Source organism: Schaalia sp. JY-X169 (genome assembly GCF_014069575.1).
GTDB lineage: Bacteria > Actinomycetota > Actinomycetes > Actinomycetales > Actinomycetaceae > Scrofimicrobium.
This window is the reverse complement of the sequence record NZ_CP059675.1, coordinates 1,485,724-1,508,736: the sequence shown is the minus strand read 5'-3', so window position 1 is coordinate 1,508,736 and position 23,013 is coordinate 1,485,724. Positions and strand designations below refer to the sequence as shown.

Genomic DNA, 23,013 nt, shown 5'->3' with positions numbered 1-23,013 from the left:
ATCGGGTGCCGTAGAAGAGAAGAGTTGACATGACTGAGAAGACTGACTTGCGGCTTTCACTGCGGGACCAGCCGCGCCGCACCGGTTCCCGCACGGAGCGTGAGGTGACGTGGCAGGTGCCTGAAGGTTGGGGTACCCATGTGCTCACCTTGACCCCGGGCACGACACTGCCATTGACCGTTGCTGTAACAAGCGTCGACGAGGGCGTTTATGTCGAAATGCAAGGCAATGCCGAGCTTGCGGGGGAGTGTGTCCGTTGCCTCGATCCGACCACTGTGCCGGTTGAGATCAACGCTGGCGAACTTTACATGCAAACCGCTTCAAGCAACCGATCCCGAACTCGCAAGTCCGATGACCGCGAGGACGTTGAGGTTGAAGGAGACCAACTTGATCCTGACTACCTGATTGAGCAAGACAGTGTGGATCTTGAACCACTGTTGAGGGACGCCCTCTTCGGTGACGTAACTTTACAGCCTCTGTGCAGTGAGGATTGCGAGGGGATGTGCGAGCACTGTGGGATTCGCTGGCGCGATGCGGAACCAGGGCACTCACACGAGATTGTCGACCCACGTTTTGCGTCCCTCCAGTCGCTGCTTGACGTAGACAATGACTAAGGCATCGCCGTCTGGTGCGGCAAACCCCGATGCCGACGCGTTGGTGCATGCTTGGGGAGCCGCCATTGATCCCGAGCTGCTGATCCTGGCGCTTACCCATAGGTCTTTCGCCAATGAGGCCGGCCTAGCTGGCAATAATGAGCGGCTTGAGTTTCTTGGGGATTCGGTCTTGTCCATCATCACTACTGATGAGCTCTACCATCGTTTCCCGGACGTGCCAGAAAGCGACCTCGCACGGTTACGTTCTTCAGTTGTTTCACAGAAGCCTCTGGCTGAGTTGGCGCGAAGCATCGGACTCGGTGAATTCATCCTCCTGGGTGTTGGTGAGAACAAGACGGGCGGCCGCGACAAGGCCTCGATTCTTTCCGACACAGTGGAAGCCCTGATTGGGGCGACCTACCTTTCAAACGGACTTGAACCAACTCGTAAGGCGCTTCTCCAACACCTCACACCACTCATTGACAAGGCCGGAGAGCCGGAGGCTGTCGCTGACTGGAAGACTCCTTTGGCCCGACTTGTGCGGGATAGAAACCTCGGAGACATCGACTTTGTTGTCACCGGGAGTGGCCCCGACCATGATCGCTACTACACTGCTGACCTGCTGGTCGATGGCCGCAGTGTCGCCCAGGGGCAGGGGCGCTCCAAGAAGATTGCTGAGAATATGGCGGCGCATGTCGGCCTTGAGATCCTCACCAAGGATGTGCATGCCTGAACTGCCAGAGGTCGAAACGATCCGTCGCGGCATCGACCGTCATTTGCGCGGGCACCGAATTGTCTCTGTCGAGGGTGGTGGAGGACGTTTGGTCCGCAACAACCCTCAGGGAATGGTGGATCTTCACGCACACCTCACCAACTCACAGGTCACAGCGGTTGAACGCCGTGGGAAATTCATGTGGATGGAGTTTGACGAGGCCGACTCCGCCCTCGTCATCCACCTTGGAATGTCGGGACACGTTCGTATTCTCGAGGGGTCTTCAGACGGGTTGGGGCGCCATGAGCACGTCCGTTTGACAATGGATGACGGTCAGAAGGTCTCATTTATTGACCCACGCATGTTTGGTCACCTGACGATTTCACGACTAGTTGAGGACGCGACAGGCCGCTTAGTTCCGGAAGTAGCACGGAGCATCGCTCCCGACCCTTTGGAGGACGCTCCTCTTGAACTGTGGACCACGCCAATGCTGCGGACCCGAAGGTTCATCAAGACTGTTTTGCTTGACCAGACTGTGATCTCTGGGATCGGCAACATCTATGCCGATGAAGCGCTCTTTAGAGCAGGTATCAATGGTTTGGTTCGTTCCGACACCATGTCGTCCGCAACTGCTACCAACGTTGTTGAGGCCGCCCGCGACGTAATGACAGAGGCGGTCGCAGTAGGGGGAACTTCCTTCGACGCGCTCTACCTGAATACTGACGGTGATCCGGGGTACTTTGCTCGATCGCTACAGGTATACGGGCGTGAGGCAGAGCCGTGCAAACGTTGTGGACATCCGGTTGAACGTCAGGTCATCAATGGGCGCTCTCACCATTTCTGCGCCGAATGTCAGAAGCTTCCGGACTAACCTGCGACTCCGGGGACCAACATCCCGACCCCTGGGTAGTACGACTAGCTGTTCCCGGCACAGACGTGCAAGAAGGTGGCATATCCTGGGACTTTTTTCCCGTATCATGGAGCGGTGAATAGAAACGTCGAGTCTCCAGGCCTGGTCGTTCGCGTCATGATTGTGGATGACCATGAGATCGTCCGTCGAGGTATCGCGGACATTGTTGATAGGGATCCACGCTTTCAGGTGGTTGCGGAAGCGGGATCTGTTGAGGACGCGCTGCGCCGCGGTGCGATAGTGAGTCCCGACGTGCTGCTTGTTGATCTGCAACTCCCCGATGGTACAGGTATCGACGTGATGAAGGGGTTCAAACAGTTCAACCCTGATGCGAAGCCGATTGTCCTCACGACATTCGACGATGATGCGGCAGTGTCGGAGGCGCTCGATGCCGGAGCACGCGCGTACATTCTGAAGACGATTCGCGGAAGCGAGATCAACGATATTATCGCCGCGGTCTCGGAGGGCCGCGTAATGCTCGATGCTGCGACAGTTACCCGGCGCCAAGCTGAGTCCAATGATCCGACAGCGTCACTCACCCCGTCTGAGAGGCGGGTTCTCGACCTCATCGGTGATGGTATGTCGAACCGTGAGATTGGTGAACACCTGGGGATCGCGGAGAAGACCGTGAAAAACCACATCACCTCCCTGCTTTCAAAGATGGGCTTGCAGCGGCGAACCCAGGTTGCTGCCTGGGTTGCCTCGCAGCGTTCGGTACCGTGGCGCCAGGGGAGCGCGGGCTAGCACCTCGGATTAACGAAATGTATATGTTGGGAGCGGATGGTGCTCTGGGGTTAGTACCCCAGACGCACATTGGTTCCCCACGTATACATTTCGCGGCGCGGTGCCTCGGGTAGCTACTCAAGCGGGCTACGCCACACCAGTGAGGTTCCCCGTCCCCGCGGACCCGCACCAACGGCAAATGACCCGCCGTGGTTTGTGGCCCGTCGTTGCATGTTTGCAATGCCAGAACTTCTTGACTGGCTCGGGTCGACTCCAGCCCCATCATCAACGATGAGAACCTCGATTTCACCGGTTGGCCCGGCTCCAAAGAGGCTGACTTTCACCTGAGCTGAGTGGGCTCCCGCGTGGCGTGCAATGTTTGTTAGCGACTCGCGGATAACCGCGACAACGTCCTCGGACAACGACTCGTTGACGAGTTCGGGAGCGCGCGTCCTTAGCTGCTGCATCTCTTGCGAGCCCGGCCGAATCTGCACCTCATCAACCTCAAATGTGATCGTTGGTGCGAAGCCCAGGTTTGATCGGGCAACGGTGGCTTCACGTTCTACCGCGTCAACAAGCCCAACTGAGGCGTCCTCGTCCCGCAGGCGATACACGATGTTACGAATCTGGTGCACCGCTTCGTCAAGTCGTTCCATCGCCTCCTGCAGGCCGTTCTTTGTCTTGCGGGGGGAGAGGCCGGCATCAACTTCTGCCTTGAGTTTCTGCAAGAGCATCCCGGTGGCGAATAGGTGCTGAATCCCCAGGTCGTGCAGGTCACGGCTGATGCGGTCCCGCTCTTCAAATAGCACTGCGAGGTCGTGTGCCTGACGGGAACCGATCAGGTCGAGGGCGAGTGCACCCTGACGGCCGTAAGCCATCGCCAACTGGCGGTCCGAACTGGTGAACGGAAGATCTTGTTCGGCTCGCTCAAGGACCAGGCAGCCCTGCAGGGCCCCCTGTATCTTCAATGGGACGAAGAGCTGGGGCCCCAGTGGAAGTGTCTCGCCCTCGGTGAGCAGCTGGCGTTGCGCGTCCCCAAGGTCGAAAGCGGCCCCAATCAGCGCGGACGCTGCCGCCCCGCCCTCATCCGAAAAGGCGGCTGCGGCCTCACAGAGCCACACACCACCAACCGTCGGCATAAAAACAGCCGCTGACTTCGAGTTGGACGCCGCGAGGGCCTGCTGTGCGAACAGTGTGAGGGCCTCACCGTCGTCATCGTCGGGATCTTCAACCAGTGGCTTCGTGAAAAGGCAGATGGCGTCAAACCACTGCTGTAGTGGGTCTTGCACTATGCGCGCTCCTGTTCTGCGGCCCAACGGTAGTCAGGAACGCTGGCAAGCAGCTCCGCGTGGGTGCCGTTTGCACCGACAGTTGCGGACTTTTCCCGGCTGAGGGCGGGGCGTAGAACAATCACCTGATCCGCTGCCTCAAGGCCCGTGAGTCGGTGGGTCACTACGACGAGGCCGCGGTTGGTGCCTCCGCCCTCGAACAATGACTTGAGGACTGAGTCGGCGGTCTGCGCGTCGAGGTGTTCGCCGGGTTCGTCAAGAAGGAGTAGACGCGCGGGGGACGCGAGTGCGCGAGCCAGAAGGAGCCTGCGGCGTTCTCCTCCCGATATGGAGGTTGCGCCGACACCCAGGAGAGTGTCGAGGCCGTTCGGCAGGGAGCCTAGCCAGTCGCTAAGACCGACCTGGCCCAGAAGCACCTTGCATTCATCACGAGTCAGGTCACCTCTGGCGACGCGCAGGTTCTCATAGAGAGTGGTTGCGAAGACGTGCGCATCTTCAGTTGTGAGTGACACGTTGTGCGTGACTTCGTCTCGGTCGCCACCCCACAGTTCAACCCCATTCAAGTCGGCCTGCCCGCCCTTGGGCTCCAGCATGCCCGCCAGCGTATAGAGCAGTGTGGATTTGCCAATCCCTGACGGACCAACGATTGCCACGACCTTACCGGGGGAGAGGTCTAGGTTCACGCCCTCAAGCGCGGTGGGACGACCCGGCCATCCAACTGCCAGGTCGTGTGCTTGGACTTCTGGCTGGTCAGTTTCGGGGATGCGGTGGGTTGGAGAGGGCTTTGCGTCCTCGGGCCCCAGCAGGTTGTCGATCCGTTCCGCGGCGCGTGCCGAGCGGATGAGTTGGACGGCTGCTGCACCAAGATCCGCGGTGCCCTCAAAGGCCGTGAGCGGGGTGAGGACGAGGACGGCGAGGGCGACGGCTGCGACCAGTCCGGCATTCGTTTCAGGGGTTGCTACAAGCAGAACTCCGACAACGACACCTCCCATCGCAAAACGGTCCAGTGCGGTAGCGAATGCGGCAGGCCGAGCAGCCAGGCCGCGTGCTTTGTCCAATGCTGCTGAAGTGAGCCGCAACCGGGCGAAAGTCGCTCCGAGACGCCCCGACACGGCAAGTTCGTCAGCAGACTCTAAGAGGTCAAGCGTTGTCACGGACAATTGTTGGCGAGCGGCCTGCTCTTCTTTCTCAGCAGCGCGCGCCGAGTGCGCCATGAGAAGCGGAGCCACCACGCCGGAAAGGAGCAGGCCGACGGCAAGCACGATAGCTGCGGGAATGGAAAGGAATGCGAACCCAATAACCGTTCCAACTCCAACGATCGACGCGACTAGGAAGGGAAGAAGAGACTTAACGATGTAATCTCCCACCGCGTCAATATCAGCTCCGATTCTGGCAAGCAGGTCGCCGCGTTGGATTGCTGCGACGCGGTCGATTGGACCATCTGTGAGCGTGTCGTAGATGCGCAGACGCAGTGAGTCCATTCCTTCGAGGGCGACTTTGTGGCTGGCAATGCGTTGCATATAGCGGAAGAGAGCCCTCATGACACCGAACATGCGCACCGAAGTTGCTGCGACGCTCAAGTAGAGGACGGGTGGCATCTGGGAGGCTCTTGCTATCAGCCAGGCAGACACGGCAGCGAGCCCAATGGCTGAACCCAACCCGGCGACGCCGTAGAGCAGAGAGAGCGCCATACCTCCGGGGCGGAGCCCCAGCATTTTGACGATGCGTCGAAGAGCCTTTCGCTCAGTTCTTGTGAGGAACAGGGTCACTTGCGGACCTCCAGTTCTACGTCGACATCGCCGTCACCGACGGGATTCAGGGCAGCCGGGTCCAGTAGGCCCGGTAGTGTGCCACTTAGATCAGCGAGTTCAAAGTCGTCTTCCAACTGCGGGTACTCCTGGATCTCCTCGTCGGTCGCACCAGCAGATGCAACGTGGAGGACGGTGTCGGCAGCCTGGACCACGGCGTTGCGGTGGGCAATGACAAGGATTGTTGACCCGGATGCTTTCAGTTCGCGAAGCACCGCCACGACCTGCCCTTCGCTCAGCGCATCCAGGTGCGCGGTTGGTTCGTCGAGGATCAGCATTGAAGGGGGAGAGACGAGGGTCCGGGTGAGGGCTAGTCGTTGGCGTTGCCCAACTGACAGCCCCACTCCGCCAGAACCAACTGGTGTTTCCCAGCCGGAGGGCAGTGATGCTACGACCTCGTCGAAACCCGTTGCTGCGGCCGCCGCAAGAATGTCGGGTCCGGGAGATCCGCTACTACCGGGCGTGGCGCTGCTGATGGCGAGGTCATCCCCGCGAACATTTTGCAGGACGGTTCCCGGGGTGATGGTGGGGTGCTGGGGGATCCACGCGATCCCTTCCCACCATTCCTCACGGTTGATCGAGCTGATCGGAACGCGCGTGCCGTCATCGCTGCCGACCAGAATGCTTCCCTTTGTTGCGTCTTCAAAGCCGAGGAGCACTTGCACCGTGGTTGACTTACCTCCGCCGGATGCGCCAACCAGGGCGCTGATTCTGCCGGGTTCAATCGTTCCACTCAGGTCCGAGGGCGCCCAGGCTCCGCGGGCGGCAACAGAGAGGTGCTCTATGGAGATTGGCGTCGTGCCGGCGGGGGCCGGGTGGATATCCCCGTGGCTGGGTTCGTCCTCTTCAAGGATTGTGAAGCATTCTTCCGCTGCTGCAACCCCGTTTGTGGAGGCGTGGAACTGGGCTCCAACCTGACGCAAGGGTTCGAAAACCTCGGGTGCCAGCATGATGATTATCAGTCCCACGCCCAGGCTGAGATGCCCACTGACCATTCGCATACCCACCTGCACGGCGACGAGGGCGACCGACAGGGTTGCCATGAACTCGAGGACGCCACCAGAAAGGAACGCGACCCGGAGCGTCTGCATGGTTGTCTGGGTGTTCTGCTTGCTGAGACGAACAAGGTGGGTTCGTGGCCCTTTCTCGCGACCCAGTGCGCGTAGCGTCGGCAGCCCCGTCAAGAGGTCGAGGAGTTGGGCACCGAGACGCTCCATTGCGATGAGTTTCTTCTGCGAGAAGCCCTGGGTGAGTCGACCGATGAGGACCATGAAGATGGGGATCAGTGGGATTACCACCACCGCGATGAGTGCTGACCAGAAGTCCAACATCAAGATTGTCAGCAACGCCAGCGGTGTCACCGTCAGTGTGAGGAGGAGCTGGGGGAGGAACTTCACGAAGTACGGTTCCAGGTCGTCGAGGCCGCGTGTCAAGAGAGTGGCCGTTTCGGTGGCGTGGCGCGCCCTCCACCTGGGGCCGAGGCGAACCGCTTTCCTTGTGACTTCGCTCCGGAGCGCGTCGATTGCGCGGTCTGCTGCGCGGTGGGCGCGGGCCTCACGGAAGTAGGTGGCCAGAGCCCGCGTTACCACGATGAGGAAGAGAATCCCGATGGTTGGTAGGATGTCCTGCAGGGGTGTGCCATTCGTGATGACTGGACTGACAGCGTTTGAGATGGTGAAGGCCTGGACAATCACCAGAATCGCGGTGATCAGGCCGAGGACGGCAATCTCAACGATGAAGCGTCGTGTGGATCGGGCATATTTGAGGAGTCGGGGGTCAAACGGTTTCACCGGACCATTGTCCCAGGTTTCTCACGAAAACACTTCACATGTGCTCCCTGAGCCTCAAGACGCCTGCTCCCAAACGCGAGGAATGCGGCCCCCGAATACTCGGAGACCGCATTCTTCTGCGCCAACTAACTGGTGGGCACAGGCCCTTGTTGAGCCGAAACTCTGCCTAGCTAGCCTTGCTTCCCAGTCAGGAAGTTCGACTTAGGGCGAATGCTCTTCGGCAGCAAGCCTTGCGTCGCGTAGGTCGACTTCGGGTCGATACGACCGCGGAACACGTAGTACGACCACAGGGTGTAGCCGATGACGATCGGGACCAGGACAATCGCAACCACCAACATGACGGTCAAGGTGGGCTGTGTTGATGAGGCCCAGTCCATGGTTAGCGAATACTCAGGCGCAATCGACGACTTCATCACGTAGGGGGCCATGGTTGAGAAGACCCACGCCACGGCACTAGCGATCCCAAGTGACGAGAAGAGGAATGCCCGTCCCTCATTGCGTGTTGCTGACTGGGAGAACATGGCCGTGAGAATCAGTGACACGGCAGCAACCAGCAGCGGGATCCACGACCATGCGTTTGCGGAGTAGGTAAGTTGACCCCAGATGACCCAGACCGCCCCCATGACGAGGGCAACAATCGAGGCAGGTGCAGAGATCTTCGTGGCTCGCTTCTGGACTTCACCCTCAGTCTTCAAAGAGAGGAACTGGCTTCCTTGAGCGAAACTAATTGCCACCAGGGTCAGGCCTCCCCACAGGGAGTAGAACGTGAACAGCGACCAGAAGCCGCCGGTCAGGTTGAAGGCGATATTGCCCGTCTCAAGCGCGCCAGATACCGCACTGGGCTCAATCGTTGTGACTTGGAGTCGGCCATCCACAACGGTAGGTGTCTGGGCTTCGATCTTCATGCCAGAAACCAGGTTCGAGAATGCGACACCAAGGATCAGTGGTGCACCGTAGCCAGCGATGACTTGGAATGTGTCCCAGGTGTTGACCCACTTTTGCGACTTGATCTTCGAGCGCCATTCGATTGCAACAATGCGCAGAATTAGCAGAACCAAGAGCAGGAAGAGCGCCATGTACATGCCGGAGAACATGGTGGCATACCACAGTGGGAATGCCGCAAACATCGCGCCACCAGCCGTGAGTAGCCACACCTCATTGCCGTCCCAGTGCGGACCGATGGTACGCACTGTTGCCGTTCTTTCTTCCGGTGTCTTTCCTACGATGCGCAGGAGCATTCCAACACCGAAGTCGAAACCTTCGAGCACCAGGTAGCCGGTCCACAGGACCGCAATCAGCACAAACCAGATAACTACTAGAGCAGTCATTTCAATTGGCTCCTATCAGTATCCGAAGTTGAGGGCTTGAGCAGAGACTTCCTTCTTGCTCTCATCCGAGAAGTCGGAGACCCCTTCTAGGACGTACCTACGCATCAGCCACACCCACACGACACCGAGGGCCAGGTAGAGCACGGTGAAGAGGATCATTGTCGTGAGCATCTGGCCCGCACTTACGGCGGTCGAGATACCCATTGGAGTCAGCTGGTTGACGTCACCGAGCGGATCACCGGCCTGCATTGAAACCAGGTTGGGAACGACTACCCACGGTTGGCGACCCATTTCAGTAAAGATCCAGCCAGTGGCCACCCCGATAAATGGCATTGGAATAGAGAAGATGCCGAACCTACCGAGCCATACGGAGGTGGGGACTCGGTCCTTGCGGATTGCCCACAGACCCCACAGTGCAAGCAGCGCCGAGAACGCGGCTGTGCCAATCATGATTCGGAATGACCAGAAGACTGGCATCTGCGGTGGGATGAAGTTGTACTGAGAAGCGTCGCCGTACTTCTCCACAAACACCTCGTTGGAGTTCATGAGGTCGACCATGCGTTCCTGAACGTCGGCCACGCCCTCGACCGGAGCAGTGAAGGAGTTGGTGGCCATGAACGATGCCACGCCCGGCACAGTGATGACACGCGTTGGCTGTACGCCGTCGCGGTCTAGAGGGCAGTCTCCGAACATGGCAACAGTGAATGCACCCGCTTCAGTATCCACACAGATTCCCTCGGCAGCGGCCATCTTCGCCGGTTGTATTTCTACCAGCTCTTGTCCCTGGAAGTGTCCTGTTCCAGTGGTGCCAAGCCCACCAATAACTATTACCCAGAGCCCGAAGATCGTGACGGGGCGCCAAACGTTGCGCGCTTGGGCCATTCCGGCCTCACCACCCTCACGTGCGGCTCTTGTCATCCACCACACTGCGATGCCGGTGATGAACGTGCCCGTTAGGAGCCAGGCTGATGTAATCACGTGGCTAAAGGTGAACCAAAGGACTGGGTTGAGAAGCAGTTGGAAGAAGCCACCCACCCCGTCCAGCTCAGCTCGGCCCGTAGCAGGGTTGAATATGGTGCCAACCGGGTGCTGCATCCAGGAGTTCGCGGCGAGGATCCACAGAGCTGAGAGATTCACGCCAGCGGTGACAAGCCAAATCATGAGCAGGTGAACGCCCTTTGAGAGCCTGCCCCAGCCGAAGATCCACAAGCCCAGGAAGGTCGATTCAAGGAAGAACGCCAGAAGTGCCTCAATGGCAAGGGGTGCCCCGAAGATGTCGCCGACGTAGCGGGAGTACTCGGACCAGTTCATGCCGAACTGGAACTCTTGCACAATGCCGGTCGCAACGCCTAGGGCGAAGTTAATGAGCAGTAATTTGCCGAAGAAGCGCGTGGCATGCAGCCACGCATCTTTGCCTGTCGCATACCAAAGGGATTGCATGATCGCTACGCAGAGCGATAGTCCAATGGTCAGCGGCACTAGGAAGAAGTGGTAGACAGTCGTAATGCCGAACTGCCACCTTCCTATGGCGACAGTGTCAAGCGCTGCCGATAGGATGTCCATTCATCTGGCCTTTCATCTCAGTCGGGGAAAAGTAATCGGTGAATCACAGCGCACCTCTACACACCCGGTAGACCTAGAAACAAGATCCAACCCAGACTTACGCAGTGGTGACGGCATGTCCCAACCTGAATCTACCGTGTTCCTGGGTCCTCCGCCCTATGTTCTACGTGTTTTCGGGTCACAGGTTGCTTACATTTCGTCAAGCGATCTAAGAAGGACTTGTAGTGGCAATTGATTCTTGGCGCTATTTGTCACTATGTGACGCGCCACAAAGAGATCGGGACGTCGTGCGGTAACATGTGATCGAAGGGCCCCCGGCCACACCGTCGGGTGGAACCAGGTGGATGTTCAGCGCAAATGCGGAGCAACACCGGTAACTGGAAATGGCCCGTTAAGTTTTCCGTCCCACTTGAGGACGAGTTTTTGTTAGCGTGTGGCGCGCTCGGTGTGGGGTTGCGCCGACGCGTGGGAGTAAAAATTGAGTAGCGAAAAAGAGGCGAAGTCAACTTCCCCTCAGACCCCAGCAGCGGCCCTGCTGTTTCAGGCCCCCGAGTTTCAGGCCCCTGCCTTTCAGGCCCCTGCCTTTCAGGCCCCCGAGCGTGTTGAGAAGGTAGCGGAACCCCGGGCCGTGGGCGTCGACAGTGGAGACGCGCGCAGTGAGAGGACACCCTCCAAGCGTGGTGGCTCCCAGACAAAGGGCACTCAAGGCTCTGGACGTAACAAGTCGGCCGATGAGCAAGACGACTCGTCCCGTGGCGGTAAAGCAAAAGGTTCCGCGAAAGCAGAGTCGACATCAGCGGAGGGGCAGCAGCCCGCAAAGCAGGCGCAGAAGAGCAAGCGCCAAGGCGCGCAGGGAGCCAGAAAGAAATCCGATGACAGCTCCGGGGGTGATTCTGCCGAGGTAGAAGAAGGAACCAGCCCGGAGACGCCGCCTTCTGAAGGGGCAAGCGACCAAAGCAGTTCCTCAAGTCGTCGCAGGCGCCGCAGGACTCGCAGTGACGGGGCGGACGCACCTGAGTCGAGTGATGCTGACCAGGTGCAGTCGATCAAAGGGTCGACCAGGCTCGAAGCCAAGCGCATGCGCCGCCGCGAGGGCCGTAAAGAGGGGCGACGCCGTCACTCGATCACTGAGGCGGAGTTTCTTGCACGCCGCGAGTCCGTTGACCGGCAGATGATCGTTCGTCATGAGGAAGGATCTGACCAGGTTGCTGTCCTAGAGGACGGCATCCTCGTTGAACACTTTGTAGCCAGACGCACCAATCAGTCGATTGTTGGCAACATTTACCTGGGTAAAGTACAGAATGTGTTGCCCTCAATGGAAGCCGCATTCATCGATGTGGGACGAGGGCGTAATGCTGTCCTCTACGCGGGCGAAGTCAACTGGGACAGCCTTGGTATGCAGGGAAAGCCACGCCGTATCGAGACTGCTCTTTCCGCGGGTGACAACGTCCTCGTCCAGGTGACGAAGGACCCGATTGGCCACAAAGGCGCGCGTCTCACCAGCCAGATCACTCTGGCAGGCCGCTACTTGGTCCTGGTTCCCGGCTCGACCGTGCTTGGGATAAGTCGCAAGCTTCCTGATCCTGAGCGCAACCGCCTGAAGAAGATCCTCAAAGAGGTCGTTCCCGAGGGCACGGGAGTCATTGTGCGAACGGCGTCCGAGGGTGCTTCAGAGGAGCAGCTGCGCGACGACGTTGAGCGCCTCACCAAACAGTGGGACAAGATTGAGAAGAAGGTTGCGACCACTCGCAAAGCTCCGGTCCTCTTGCGGGGTGAGCCAGAAATGGTGGTCCGCGTGGTTCGGGACCTCTTTAACGAGGACGTAACGCGACTGACCGTGCAGGGTGAGGAGACGTGGCAGACGGTTCACGAGTATGTCGAAGAGCTGTCCCCTGAGCTTCTTGACCGGCTCGAGAAGTGGACCTCCAAGGACGATGTCTTCGCAGAGAGGGACATCAAAGCCCAGTTGGCAAAGGGGATGGACCGCAAGGTCTGGCTGCCCAGCGGTGGCACTCTCATCATTGAGCGCACCGAGGCGATGACGGTAGTTGACGTCAATACGGGTAAGTTCATCGGCTCTGGGGGCACCCTGGAAGAGACCGTCACCCGGAACAATCTTGAGGCTGCCGAAGAGATCGTGCGGCAGTTGAGGCTTCGCGACATTGGCGGAATCATCATCATCGACTTTGTCGACATGGTTCTGGAGGCGAACCGCGAACTTGTTCTGCGCCGCCTTGTGGAGGCACTTGGTAGGGATAGAACTCGCCACCAGGTCACAGAAATCACGTCGCTCGGCCTCGTCCAAATGACGCGTAAGCGGGTTGGGGAGGGGCTGGTTGAAACCTTCTCAACCACGTGCGAAGTGTGTGAGGGAAGAGGGTTTATTGTCCACGACCACCCGGTTGAGGATAGTGGCGCTGGTGCGTCCCACCCCCGACACAAGCAGTCTCAAGGTGGGAACTCTCGTGGTGACGACCGACGAGGGCGAGAGCGTCATTCGGACGAACGTGGCCAGCAGGCTCAAAGTGATAGCCACGTAGGTGACAAGAAGGTCAAGTCAGCCCTCACGGCCATCGCGGCAGCAACTGCGGCTAGCTCAGTTGCAACAGAGACGGAACCTGTGGCGTCGGCTGCCAGCAAGCCTAAATCTGAGCACACCGAACGGGAGACGCCCAAGCGCGAGGCTACGAAGCGTGAGACGCCCAAGCGCGAGGAGCCTAAGAGAGAACCTGCGAAGCGAGAGCCAGCACCATCTGAGAAGGCTGTCCCAGCCTCTGTTAACGACATTGTTCTTCCGACTCAACACAGTGTTTCCAAGGTTGTGACTCGTCCTGTGCGGCGCAGAGCCGTTGTCACTGGACCCTTGGACCCGGGGAAAACAAAGGCCGCATCAGCTAGCAAGGAACAGTCTGTCAGTAAGGAAGAGTCGGCCAGGGCGGCGGTTCGCGACCTCCTCGAGAAGTGACAATGCCCCGTAGTTCGGCGGTTTCTGGTCAACGTGCCGAACTACACACTGCAAATTGGGCCGAAACGGCCCCTCAAGGTTGCCCGTGAATGCGGGTTTCAGTTAGATTTACTAGTCGGCGCTTATGCGTCGATTTGAAGATTTTTTCCGACAAGAGATGAGCAAAACGTGGTCTACGCGATCGTGAAGGCTGGCGGCCATCAGGACAAAGTGGCTGTTGGCGACGTTGTCGTAATCGACAAGGTTGTGGCTGAAGTTGGAGAGACCGTTGAGCTTGAGCCAGTCATGATTGTTGACGGCGAAACCGCTCTGGTCGGCTCTGACAAGCTTGCTGGCAAGACCGTCAAGGCAGAGATTATTGGTGACGCAAAGGGTCCGAAGATCCGCATCATCAAGTACAAGAACAAGACCGGCTACCGTAAGCGCCTTGGTCACCGTCAACCGCTGACTGTGGTTGAGATCAAGGAAATCGGCTAACCGCCGATCGGGATATTAGGGAGCTAGAAAATGGCATCAAAGAAGGGCGTTGGCTCTACTCGTAACGGCCGCGACTCGAATGCTCAGCGCCTGGGCGTGAAGCGTTTTGGTGGCCAGTACGTTTCGGCAGGCGAAATCATCGTCCGTCAGCGTGGCACTAAGTACCACCCCGGCCACAATGTTGGTCGTGGCAAGGACGACACCCTGTTTGCCCTGATCGACGGAAACGTTGAGTTCGGCAACATTCATGGGCGTCGCGCCATCAGCGTTGTTGAAGCAGCCGCATAAGGCTGGTATCACACATACTGATTACAGCGAGGGGGGCATCCGCGCAGCGGGTGTCCTCTTTTGCTACCTAGAGTGAGGGAAGATGATGGCGGATTTTGTTGATCGCGCAAAGATCAATGTGATTGCTGGTAACGGTGGTCACGGCGTTGCTTCCGTGCACCGGGAGAAGTTTAAGCCTCTGGGCGGTCCCGACGGTGGAAACGGGGGACGCGGGGGGTCCGTGATTGTTCGTGCGGATGACCAGGTCACTACCTTGCTGACTTATCATCACAAACCACACCACAAGGCGCTGAATGGCACTCAGGGTGCCGGGGCTTTGCGTCACGGGAAGAATGCACAAGACTTGGTACTGACGGTTCCCGCTGGAACTGTCGTTAAGTCCGCGCAAGGGGAGATTCTTGCTGACCTTTCAGCGCTGGGTGATGAGATTGTTGTTGCCGAGGGCGGGCGCGGGGGACTGGGCAATGCTGCGCTGGCTAACAGGGCCCGGCGTGCACCGGGTTTCGCCCTGCTTGGCGAACCGGGTGAGGAAGCGGATGTCGTTCTTGAACTGAAGTCGATCGCGGATGTCGCCCTCGTCGGCTATCCGTCAGCAGGTAAGTCATCCTTGATTGCAGCCATGTCGGCTGCGCGACCTAAGATCGCCGACTATCCCTTCACCACCCTGGTGCCAAACCTCGGAGTTGTTGATGCGGGCGGTCAGCGATACACGATCGCGGATGTGCCAGGCTTGATCCCGGGTGCTTCGGAGGGGAAGGGCCTCGGCCTTGATTTCCTCCGCCACATTGAACGTTGCTCGGTGATCGCCCACGTTATCGACACGGCCTCATTCGAGGTCGAGCGGGATCCGCTGCGGGACCTAGACACGATTGAAGCGGAACTTGCCGCCTACCAGGGCGACCTCGGCGAGATCGAAGGTTATGTTCCCCTGGCAGAGCGCCCTCGCGTGGTGATTCTCAACAAGATTGATATCCCAGACGGCCGCGAGCTTGCGGACATGGTGAAAGCCGATCTGGACGCACGGGGTTTGCAGTCGTTTGAAGTCTCAGCGGTGTCGCATGAAGGGCTGAAGGAGCTGTCCTTCGCACTGGCCGCCATCGTGGAAGAGAACCGCGTTGCAGAAGAAGCACGGGAAGAGGCTCGCGTTGTCATCCGTCCTCGGGCAGTGGGTTCTTCGGACACAATCACAGTGAAGAAGATTCAGTTTGGCGGTGAGTCTGTGTACCAGGTGCGGGGTCGTAAGCCGGAACTATGGGTGAAACAAACCAACTTCGGCAATGATGAGGCGGTTGGTTATCTTGCTGACCGTTTGGCTTCCGCGGGTGTTGAAGATGAGCTGGTTCGCGCGGGGGCTATGCCCGGGGACCCGGTGGTGATTGGTGAAGTTGAGGGCGGGCTGATCTTTGATTGGGAGCCGTCAATCGCCACGGGAGCTGAACTGTTGGCAGGTCGTGGGGAGGATCCACGACTTCACGAACGAACCAGGTCAACGCATCGGGAGCGCCGGGCCGGGTATCTTGAGCAGATGGATGGCAAGGAACGTGCGCGCCAGGAGCTGCGTGATGAGGCGTCCCAGGGTATTTGGACGGACCCGGGGAAGACAGAGTGAACGGAGTCAATGCTGGCGTTGGGGTTGGGCCGATGAGGCGTCGGCGCCGCATTGGGATCATGGGTGGAACGTTTGATCCCATCCACCACGGTCACTTAGTTGCCGCCTCGGAAGTGATGAGCCGCTTCGGGTTGGAGCAAGTGGTCTTTGTACCCACGTCCACCCAGCCTTTCAAACAGGATCGTGACACAACCGCTGCGGAACACCGCTACTTGATGACGGTGATCGCGACGGCCTCGAACAACCGCTTTACGGTGTCTCGTGTCGACATCGATCGTGGGGGACTGACGTACACGTATGAGACCCTGCGGGACTTGCGCGCTGTCGAACCGGATGTCGACTGGTACTTCATCACCGGAGCTGATGCCCTTCACGACATTCTCAACTGGAAGCATGTTGATGAACTATTCGAATCGGCGCACTTCATCGGGGTGTCCCGGCCGGGTCACGACCTAGATGTCGGCGGTCTCCCAGAGGACAAGGTTGATCTGGTGGAGGTGCCAGCCATGGCGATCTCCTCAAGCGATTGCCGGCGGCGGGTCGCTGAGGGGGAGCCAATTTGGTACTTGGTGCCTGACGGCGTGGTGCAGTACATCGACAAGTACGCTTTGTATCAGTAGAACGTTCCCCTAGCACTGGCGTGCACGACATTTCTAAAACTTGGTAAGAAGAAAACCCGAGAAGGAGATTGATGACTCTGAGCGAAGAGACCACGGAGCTGCTGAATGCAGCGGCCCAGGCTGCTGCTGATGCCCTGGCCGAAGATCTGGTTGCTATCGATGTGACTGGCGTACTGCCATTTAGCGACGCATTCCTGATTGTCACAGCTGATAACCCCCGGCACCTCAGCGGCGTGAAGTCTGGCATTGAGGATGACGTGCATGAGGCTCTGGGGCGTTCACCCCGCGTCGAAGGCGACCAGAACTCGGAGTGGCTGCTGCTTGACTACGGCGATGTGGCTGTACACATCTTCTTGCGGGAAGCACGGGACTTCTATGCCTTGGACAAACTGTGGAATCAGGCCCCACGAGTCAACATCACCGAGGTATCTACAACGCGGTAGGCCGGCAACCTTAGCGCTGGTCGTCTTCAAGTGGCTGCCTCTGGGCTGCCGACGGGTTGCTGTGTCCATACTGCTGTGTCTGAGCCGCTGCCGACGGGCCGCTGTATCTGAGCCGCTGTCTCTGGGCCGCTGTCTCTGGGCCGCTGTGTCCGGGCGCACGTCTTCCAGATTTGCCGCCCTTACTTGCCCCCGCGTATAGTTGTCTCTTGTTCGGGGCTATGGCGCAGTTGGTAGCGCGCTTCCATGGCATGGAAGAGGTCAGGGGTTCGAATCCCCTTAGCTCCACTTTTTGTTTCCCGGGTCATCGTTCCGATGGTGTCCCGGGATTTCTTGTTGCGTGGGATGCTCTCGGGACTGGGTCGCCGATGTCAGTGCTTTTTCGGTTCTGGGTCGCCAATATCGTCATAGGTCGCCGGTGTTTGGGTGAATTATCGGGGATGTGGCCATTATTGGTGTCTAAACTCCGGGGTTTGGGCGTGTCGTTAGGGTTGCCACTTGCCTGCCCATCCTTTTCTGGCCCAGAGTCCTTCTTCGGGGGTTGGGGCAGTGCCCCATTTTTGGGGTCCTTGTGGTGTTGGTTGTTTCTTGTGTTTGGGTATGAGTCGCCGGGTGGGTTCCCCGTTGTTGCGCCAGTTCTTTAGGATTTCTGCTGGTGTGCTTGGGTTCTCGGTATAGGAATACAAGAGCCATTCCACAGCGGCGATCATGTGGTCTTCACTGAGTCCGGGATGCAGGCCGATTAGCCGTGTGATTTGGGCGTTTATGGCCTCAACTGGGTTAGTGGTTCGTTCCAAGATAGTGCCGGGTATAGCGGTGAGGAAAGCGAAGAGTTGCCCGTTGGTGAAGAGTCGGTCGAACCGGTAGTACACGCGGCGGTCTCGTTCATGGGTGTACCACCAGCCAGAGGGTTTCTTCCCGCGTCTAAGGGCTTCTTCAGGGTCCTCACGGGCGTAGGTGCGTGCCTTGAGCCAAGTGTCGTACTCGCTGTAGAAGGCAGCAAGGTTCGCGCTCCATATAGCAGCTTCGTCAAGGTTGGTGACTTTGAGAAGGGTTTGGGATAGTGCCAGGAGTGCTTTGCCTGCCCCGGTTCGCGGCTTTGACGTTAAGTCGCGAAGGTTGTTGCGGTGTACATGCACTAAGCAGCGTTGCACGGTTACGTCTGGCCAGGTCTCTTTCAGTGCTTTCTGGCATCCTCCACTGCCATCTATAGCAACCACTACCGGTGGTGCCATACGGGCTAGGACTGCTTGGTAGGCGGCGGCAGTTTCTGTGTTGCACCACTGCCAAGTGGTCACAGGACCTGTTGAAGACCGTGCCAGGAGTATGCACCAATGGTGGGGCAGATAGTTTCCATCAAGGAATACTTCGTCAAAGATCTCCCCTGTGACGGGAGGCTTTGGGATTGGCACATTCCAACACCACGAGAACTGGCGCCTAGCGGTTCTGCCAGTGCGTGTGCCATCAACCTCGCCTTGTGATTCCTTACCTTTGATCCATGCCAGGAAGGCTGTGAACTGGGCTAACTGTGTCGTATCAGGGCGAGTGCGTGAGGGGCTAGATCCGCAGTTGGTGCATCGCCACCGAATTTTGCCATTACGAGTCCCATTACGTTTCAACCCTGGCTGATGACAATCAGGACATTTCTTTATAGATGCAGGTCTTCCCATGTTTGAACAAGATCAGACCGGTTCCTAGCATACAAATCAGTCAAGGTGTGGGACGTGAGAGGCTCTACCGAAAAATAGGCTTCAAAAGACTATCAACACCAACTTTCCCTTGCTACATCAACGAAAACACTGGAGTTTAGACACCAATAATGGCCGCTATCCCGAATTATCGGCGATGTATGCCGACATCGGCAACCTTATCGGGCTCTTCGCAGAAAAGGCTGTGGGTATCCTTCTCGCCTCTACGACCGGTCACCGTTGCCGTCACTACCCGGGCTATAGGACATTTGGTGTGTTTTTTGGGGCTGTTTTCTGTTGTGTTGGCGCTGTAGTTCGGGTTTTGAAACTGGGTTGGCCCGGTTTCATGGGTGGCCAAAAAGTGTGTCTAGGATCCGGGTTTTTCGTTGTGGTTCCAAGGGATAAGTCTGTTTGAAACCCGGGTTTTTGGTGGACACACGATTTGTCCTATATGTTGTGACCGATTCGCTTAAGGGATGGAACGTAGACCGTGTTGCCACGTGTGTGGCCAAGCGATGAAGAGGAACGGAACAACTAAGGCTGGGACGTTGCGTTGGCGGTGTAAAAACCCTGATTGCGGGGTGAGTTTGGTTAGGAAGAACAACGCGGACGCGGCGGGGCTGGCAACCTTCTTGAAATGGCTACTAAAGCCGTTAGCTCAAGGGGAAATGAGTGACTCAACATCGCGCACTTTTCGTCGGAAAACAGCAAAATACTGGGCCTACTGGCCGCTGCCGCACTTTCGAGACGAATCAGTGAGTGTGCTGCATGTTGATGGTCTTCATATGGGTCGTAAAGGGGTGATCCTGATTGGCTGCAACGAGGCTGGTACTCCTCTGGGCTGGTACCTCGCCAGAACTGAACACGCTGGTGCCTGGTCAGCGCTCCTCGCCCAGATAAGCACCCCACTCATGGTGGTAACTGATGGGGGCAGCGGCTTTCGTAAAGCCATGAAAGACACCTGGCCCCAGGTGCGAATTCAGCGCTGCTTGTTCCACGTTTACTTGAATATCACTGCGTTGACGTCTAAACGGCCAAGGCTGGCTCCGGGCCGGGAACTCAAGTGGTTAGCCCACCAGTTACTAGCAGCAAAAACTCCCAAAGATGCTTGGCAATGGGAGCAGGATTACCTGGCTTGGGAAGCCCGGTGGGCCGGTTTCCTAGCCGAGAAAAGCGTGTACGCAACCGGGGAGTATAAAGACACCCACGCCAAACTGGTACGTGCCAGAAACCTTGTGCGTACCCTGCTACGTCAAGGCCAGCTCTTCACGTTTTTGAGTCCCGCCCTCCTCGCTGCCAGCGGCCTTGAGACCCTACCCTCCACCAATAGCCGGCTCGAAGGGGGCATCAACGCTCAAATCCGTCGCATGTGGGGTTGGCACCGCGGGATGCCTTTCCTACACCGCGTCAAAGCCGCCTACTGGTGGTGCTACACGCATTCACCCAGCCCCTTACCCGCGGCGCGGATCCTTGGTGAAATGCCCACCGATGCCACCATCGAGGCTCTCTACCAAGACGCGCTCCAACACCACCGCCAGCACGGCCCCGTCAAATGGGGCACCGCCATTAGCTGGGAAGACCTACACCATAAAACCTGGAAACAGTAATTCAAACCCAGACCAGACACACTTAATGTCCTATAACCCGAAATGTATGCGTTGGGACGAAATGGATGTCTGCGGAGCGTACCCCAGGGTCGCCGCGGTTCCTTACGTATACATTTCGCGTCACGGGGTCTAGAGAGGTTCGCCCGCGTGACTGGTGTGTCCCTCAGGACGCGCAGGTGACGGCGTGCATAGACTGTCGGCGGTGTACTGACAGTTCCTCCTTTGGCGGCGACAGTGTCGCTAGCCTCGAAGCATGCATCGAGTAACGTCCCGAAGAATGACCGCCGTTGCCTCTTTGGCTGGTCTACTGCTCCTGACCGCATGCACTAGCGGCGGTGAGAGCCCCGACGGAGCCAGTGACGCCCTCGAACGAATTCGCGAGACCGAAACCCAGTCAGGGGAGAGAATGAGCGCGACGATTCCTTCCGACCTCGAGATGATTCCCGACGACTACCGCGTCCCGGCCAACCGGCAGGGCAGACTGGAGCGCCTCACCTACACGACGTATGAGTCCTTCTCATATGAGGACCGCAGTCAGGAGCTGGCGAAGACCGCCTGGGTGTATGTGCCCTACGGATATACGGATGAGCAGCCCTACAACGTTTTGTATTTGAGCCACGGCGGGTGGAGCAACGAGACGACGATTATGGGTACGGATACCAACCCGACGACGTTCAAGAATGTTGTGGATCATGGGATCGAGGACGGTCTGATCGAGCCCCTCATTATTGTGCTGCCTACCTACAACAACACGAGCCCCGAAGATAGTGGCGACTATGGTCTGGCGATCAGGCTGACGGACAACTTCCACAACGAGCTGGTCAATGACCTGATCCCGGCGGCAGAGTCGACGTACTCCACGTATGCCGAGGACGTCAGCGCCGAAGGAATCGAAGCATCTCGGGATCACCGTGGCTTTGGCGGGTTTTCAATGGGGTCGGTCAACACGTGGCGCACCTTCGAGCACGCACTCCCGTACTTCCGCTACTTCATGCCGATGAGCGGATCCCTGTCTTCTGATAGCGAGTTCTTAGAGGGGATTGTCGGAGATTCCGGGTATACCAGCGACGACTTCTTCATCTTCGCGATGACCGGCACCGACGATTTTGCGTACTCGGGCTTCAAGAATCAGATCGACGCGATGGCAGGCAGCGCCAACGGGGTCTTTGTGGAGGCCGACAGTGAAGCTGAGGGGAACCTTGCCTACCGTGAACGCGAAGGATACCGCCATGATGGCGCTGCGTCTGACGAGTACACCTACAATGGGCTGCGGTTCTTCTGGAATCCGCGGACTCGGTAGCTGCCGCTCTGCCATCTACCATCTTTGAGCCGCGTCCACCATGTACAAAGGGGTAAGTGCGTGATTCATCCAATGTCGCCTGTGCAGTATTGCCAGCGTTGCGGCACTGCCAGCGAGCCGGGCGAAGACACCTGTGCGAACTGTGGGTACCCGATGGATGGCCCCTCCTGAGCCGATGCCCCTAGTTCGTGAAATGTATACGTTGGGACGGGATGTGTGTCTGGGGTGCATACCCCAGGGTTGTTTCGGTTCCCAACGTATGCATTTCGCGTGGTGGTGGTGGCGGTCGGGTGAGTGGTAGCGAAAGGATGTACGGACCTAACCGGTGGTCTCCACGCGGGAGCCGTAGACATAGGCCTCGAAGCGGACCGGGATGTGCTCGCGTTGCCACGCCAGTTCCGGCGCTGCATCCCCTCCAAGTGCCTTTGCTGTGTAGCGGCTGATTTCTCGACTATGCCCGCCCATGTGGGCGATGGCGGCAGCTTGACCACACGCTCGGGCGACGGCTGATGCGGCTACGTCGTCAACGTCGCGCGCTGCGGCGTGGCATCCGAAAGCGAGGTGACGCATCGGCCCGACGCTGAGTTCACCGCGTGCGAAGGCCTCCGCGCCGTCAAGAGCTTGTGAAAGACGGGGATCGCCGGGCGCTGCACTCTCGAAGATTGGCAGGAGCCTCCGAACGCATTCCGCTGCCCAGCGGATGAGGTCGCGCCGCTCCGCTTCGGGCAACGTTAGGTCTGACGGTTCTGGGGCCATGCATCCATGTTCACAGGACGATCTCAACCGGTCAAGAATCGGGCTTTGCGAAGGTGGCTTAGGCTCAGCTACCCAACCATCGGCTCGCCAGTTTCCAGTAGTGTCTTCAGGCCGCTGAGTACGAACATCCATCCGGGTCCGCCAACCCCTGCCGCCGTGTTAGGGGACTCCTCAAGTTGATCGTGGATAACGGTGAGTAGGCAGGTACCGTCGCTCTGGTCTTCGATCTGCCAGGAAACGCGGCTTGGTGGCTCGTCGCGAGCGTCCGGGTTGAACAGGGATCGCCAGCCGACGACTAGTTTGTTTGGGCGGTCAGACTCCAGCACGACCTCGTCACCCCAGAGTGATGCGCCGTCGGGTGAGTGGTAGCGGAAGGGCGTACCGACCTCAGCGGTTGTTTCCACGCGGGAGCCGTAGAAGTATTTAGCAGTAAATTCTGGGCGTGCAAGCGCGTCCCAGATGGTGTCGGCAGGAGCCTTGATGAAGATGTGGTACGTCTGGGGTGCGGTAGCTACGCTGACCTCGGTGTTTGTCATGGTGACTCCTC

At 58.4% G+C, this 23,013-nt stretch carries 20 protein-coding genes and 1 tRNA gene; 13 read left to right on the top strand and 8 right to left on the bottom strand.

All coding sequences use genetic code 11. The annotated features are described in order from the left end of the window. The first annotated feature begins 29 nt into the window (after positions 1 to 29). From H2O65_RS06640 to H2O65_RS06625, 4 genes are all read left to right on the top strand, one after another. Positions 30 to 614: a DUF177 domain-containing protein gene (locus H2O65_RS06640; RefSeq protein WP_182140978.1), complete on the top strand. Its 585-nt coding sequence runs from the start codon at positions 30 to 32 to the stop codon at positions 612 to 614. Then, a complete protein-coding gene (rnc, locus tag H2O65_RS06635; RefSeq protein ID WP_182140977.1) occupies positions 607 to 1,326 on the top strand; it encodes a ribonuclease III in 720 nt (239 codons plus the stop codon). Before H2O65_RS06640 ends, rnc begins: the two co-directional genes overlap by 8 nt. Next, complete coding sequence (gene mutM, locus H2O65_RS06630) at positions 1,319 to 2,176, top strand: bifunctional DNA-formamidopyrimidine glycosylase/DNA-(apurinic or apyrimidinic site) lyase (RefSeq protein ID WP_182140976.1); 858 nt, start codon at positions 1,319 to 1,321, stop codon at positions 2,174 to 2,176. Before rnc ends, mutM begins: the two co-directional genes overlap by 8 nt. 156 nt (positions 2,177 to 2,332) lie before the next feature. Further along, a complete protein-coding gene (locus H2O65_RS06625; protein WP_182142703.1) occupies positions 2,333 to 2,959 on the top strand; it encodes a response regulator transcription factor in 627 nt (208 codons plus the stop codon). A gap of 113 nt (positions 2,960 to 3,072) precedes the next feature. Here the strand turns inward: H2O65_RS06625 and H2O65_RS06620 are convergent, their stop codons facing one another. From H2O65_RS06620 to H2O65_RS06600, 5 genes are all read right to left on the bottom strand, one after another. Continuing rightward, the gene (locus H2O65_RS06620; RefSeq protein ID WP_182140975.1) at positions 3,073 to 4,227 is read right to left on the bottom strand and encodes a sensor histidine kinase; all 1,155 of its coding nucleotides are present in this window, start codon (positions 4,225 to 4,227) and stop codon (positions 3,073 to 3,075) included. Continuing rightward, on the bottom strand, positions 4,227 to 5,996 hold the full coding sequence (gene cydC / locus H2O65_RS06615; RefSeq protein ID WP_182140974.1) for a thiol reductant ABC exporter subunit CydC: 1,770 nt from the start codon (positions 5,994 to 5,996) through the stop codon (positions 4,227 to 4,229). The genes H2O65_RS06620 and cydC overlap by 1 nt, the downstream gene beginning before the upstream one ends. After that, on the bottom strand, positions 5,993 to 7,825 hold the full coding sequence (gene cydD, locus H2O65_RS06610) for a thiol reductant ABC exporter subunit CydD (protein WP_182140973.1): 1,833 nt from the start codon (positions 7,823 to 7,825) through the stop codon (positions 5,993 to 5,995). Before cydD ends, cydC begins: the two co-directional genes overlap by 4 nt. 170 nt (positions 7,826 to 7,995) lie before the next feature. Continuing rightward, positions 7,996 to 9,153, bottom strand: coding sequence for a cytochrome d ubiquinol oxidase subunit II (cydB, locus tag H2O65_RS06605; RefSeq protein WP_182140972.1), 1,158 nt, complete (start codon positions 9,151 to 9,153; stop codon positions 7,996 to 7,998). A gap of 15 nt (positions 9,154 to 9,168) precedes the next feature. Continuing rightward, positions 9,169 to 10,716, bottom strand: a complete 1,548-nt coding sequence (locus H2O65_RS06600; RefSeq protein ID WP_182140971.1) for a cytochrome ubiquinol oxidase subunit I — start codon at positions 10,714 to 10,716, stop codon at positions 9,169 to 9,171. A gap of 478 nt (positions 10,717 to 11,194) precedes the next feature. Here H2O65_RS06600 and H2O65_RS06595 point away from each other — a divergent pair, with 478 nt between their 5' ends. The 7 genes from H2O65_RS06595 to H2O65_RS06565 all read left to right on the top strand — a co-directional run bounded on the left by H2O65_RS06595 (position 11,195) and on the right by H2O65_RS06565 (position 17,403). Beyond that, positions 11,195 to 13,681, top strand: coding sequence for an Rne/Rng family ribonuclease (locus H2O65_RS06595; protein ID WP_182140970.1), 2,487 nt, complete (start codon positions 11,195 to 11,197; stop codon positions 13,679 to 13,681). A 168-nt stretch (positions 13,682 to 13,849) separates the two neighbouring features. Continuing rightward, positions 13,850 to 14,158, top strand: a complete 309-nt coding sequence (rplU, locus tag H2O65_RS06590; RefSeq protein WP_182140969.1) for a 50S ribosomal protein L21 — start codon at positions 13,850 to 13,852, stop codon at positions 14,156 to 14,158. Between the two features lie 30 nt (positions 14,159 to 14,188). Beyond that, positions 14,189 to 14,446, top strand: a complete 258-nt coding sequence (rpmA, locus tag H2O65_RS06585; RefSeq protein ID WP_182140968.1) for a 50S ribosomal protein L27 — start codon at positions 14,189 to 14,191, stop codon at positions 14,444 to 14,446. 85 nt (positions 14,447 to 14,531) lie between these two features. Then, on the top strand, positions 14,532 to 16,055 hold the full coding sequence (gene obgE, locus H2O65_RS06580; RefSeq protein ID WP_182142702.1) for a GTPase ObgE: 1,524 nt from the start codon (positions 14,532 to 14,534) through the stop codon (positions 16,053 to 16,055). Positions 16,056 to 16,087: 32 nt separating this feature from the next. After that, positions 16,088 to 16,675, top strand: a complete 588-nt coding sequence (nadD, locus tag H2O65_RS06575) for a nicotinate-nucleotide adenylyltransferase (protein ID WP_182142701.1) — start codon at positions 16,088 to 16,090, stop codon at positions 16,673 to 16,675. A 71-nt stretch (positions 16,676 to 16,746) separates the two neighbouring features. Further along, positions 16,747 to 17,118 carry a ribosome silencing factor gene (rsfS, locus tag H2O65_RS06570; protein ID WP_182140967.1) on the top strand — a complete coding sequence of 124 codons (372 nt, stop codon included), beginning with the start codon at positions 16,747 to 16,749 and terminating at the stop codon, positions 17,116 to 17,118. A gap of 212 nt (positions 17,119 to 17,330) precedes the next feature. Beyond that, positions 17,331 to 17,403: transfer RNA gene (locus H2O65_RS06565), tRNA-Ala, on the top strand. A 197-nt stretch (positions 17,404 to 17,600) separates the two neighbouring features. Here the strand turns inward: H2O65_RS06565 and H2O65_RS06560 are convergent. After that, the gene (locus tag H2O65_RS06560; protein ID WP_259349472.1) at positions 17,601 to 18,785 is read right to left on the bottom strand and encodes an IS1249 family transposase; all 1,185 of its coding nucleotides are present in this window, start codon (positions 18,783 to 18,785) and stop codon (positions 17,601 to 17,603) included. 494 nt (positions 18,786 to 19,279) lie between these two features. Between H2O65_RS06560 and H2O65_RS06555 the strand changes: the two genes are divergently transcribed. Both H2O65_RS06555 and H2O65_RS06550 read left to right on the top strand, forming a co-directional pair. After that, entirely contained in the window at positions 19,280 to 20,410 is a 1,131-nt protein-coding gene (locus H2O65_RS06555) for an IS1249 family transposase (RefSeq protein WP_259349471.1), read from the top strand. Positions 20,411 to 20,663: 253 nt separating this feature from the next. Then, on the top strand, positions 20,664 to 21,710 hold the full coding sequence (locus tag H2O65_RS06550) for an esterase family protein (protein WP_182140964.1): 1,047 nt from the start codon (positions 20,664 to 20,666) through the stop codon (positions 21,708 to 21,710). 318 nt (positions 21,711 to 22,028) lie between these two features. Here H2O65_RS06550 and H2O65_RS06545 read toward each other — a convergent pair whose 3' ends face one another. Both H2O65_RS06545 and H2O65_RS06540 read right to left on the bottom strand, forming a co-directional pair. Then, positions 22,029 to 22,466: a putative immunity protein gene (locus H2O65_RS06545; RefSeq protein WP_182140963.1), complete on the bottom strand. Its 438-nt coding sequence runs from the start codon at positions 22,464 to 22,466 to the stop codon at positions 22,029 to 22,031. 68 nt (positions 22,467 to 22,534) lie between these two features. Beyond that, positions 22,535 to 23,002, bottom strand: a complete 468-nt coding sequence (locus H2O65_RS06540; protein ID WP_182140962.1) for an SRPBCC family protein — start codon at positions 23,000 to 23,002, stop codon at positions 22,535 to 22,537. Positions 23,003 to 23,013: the final 11 nt, after the last annotated feature.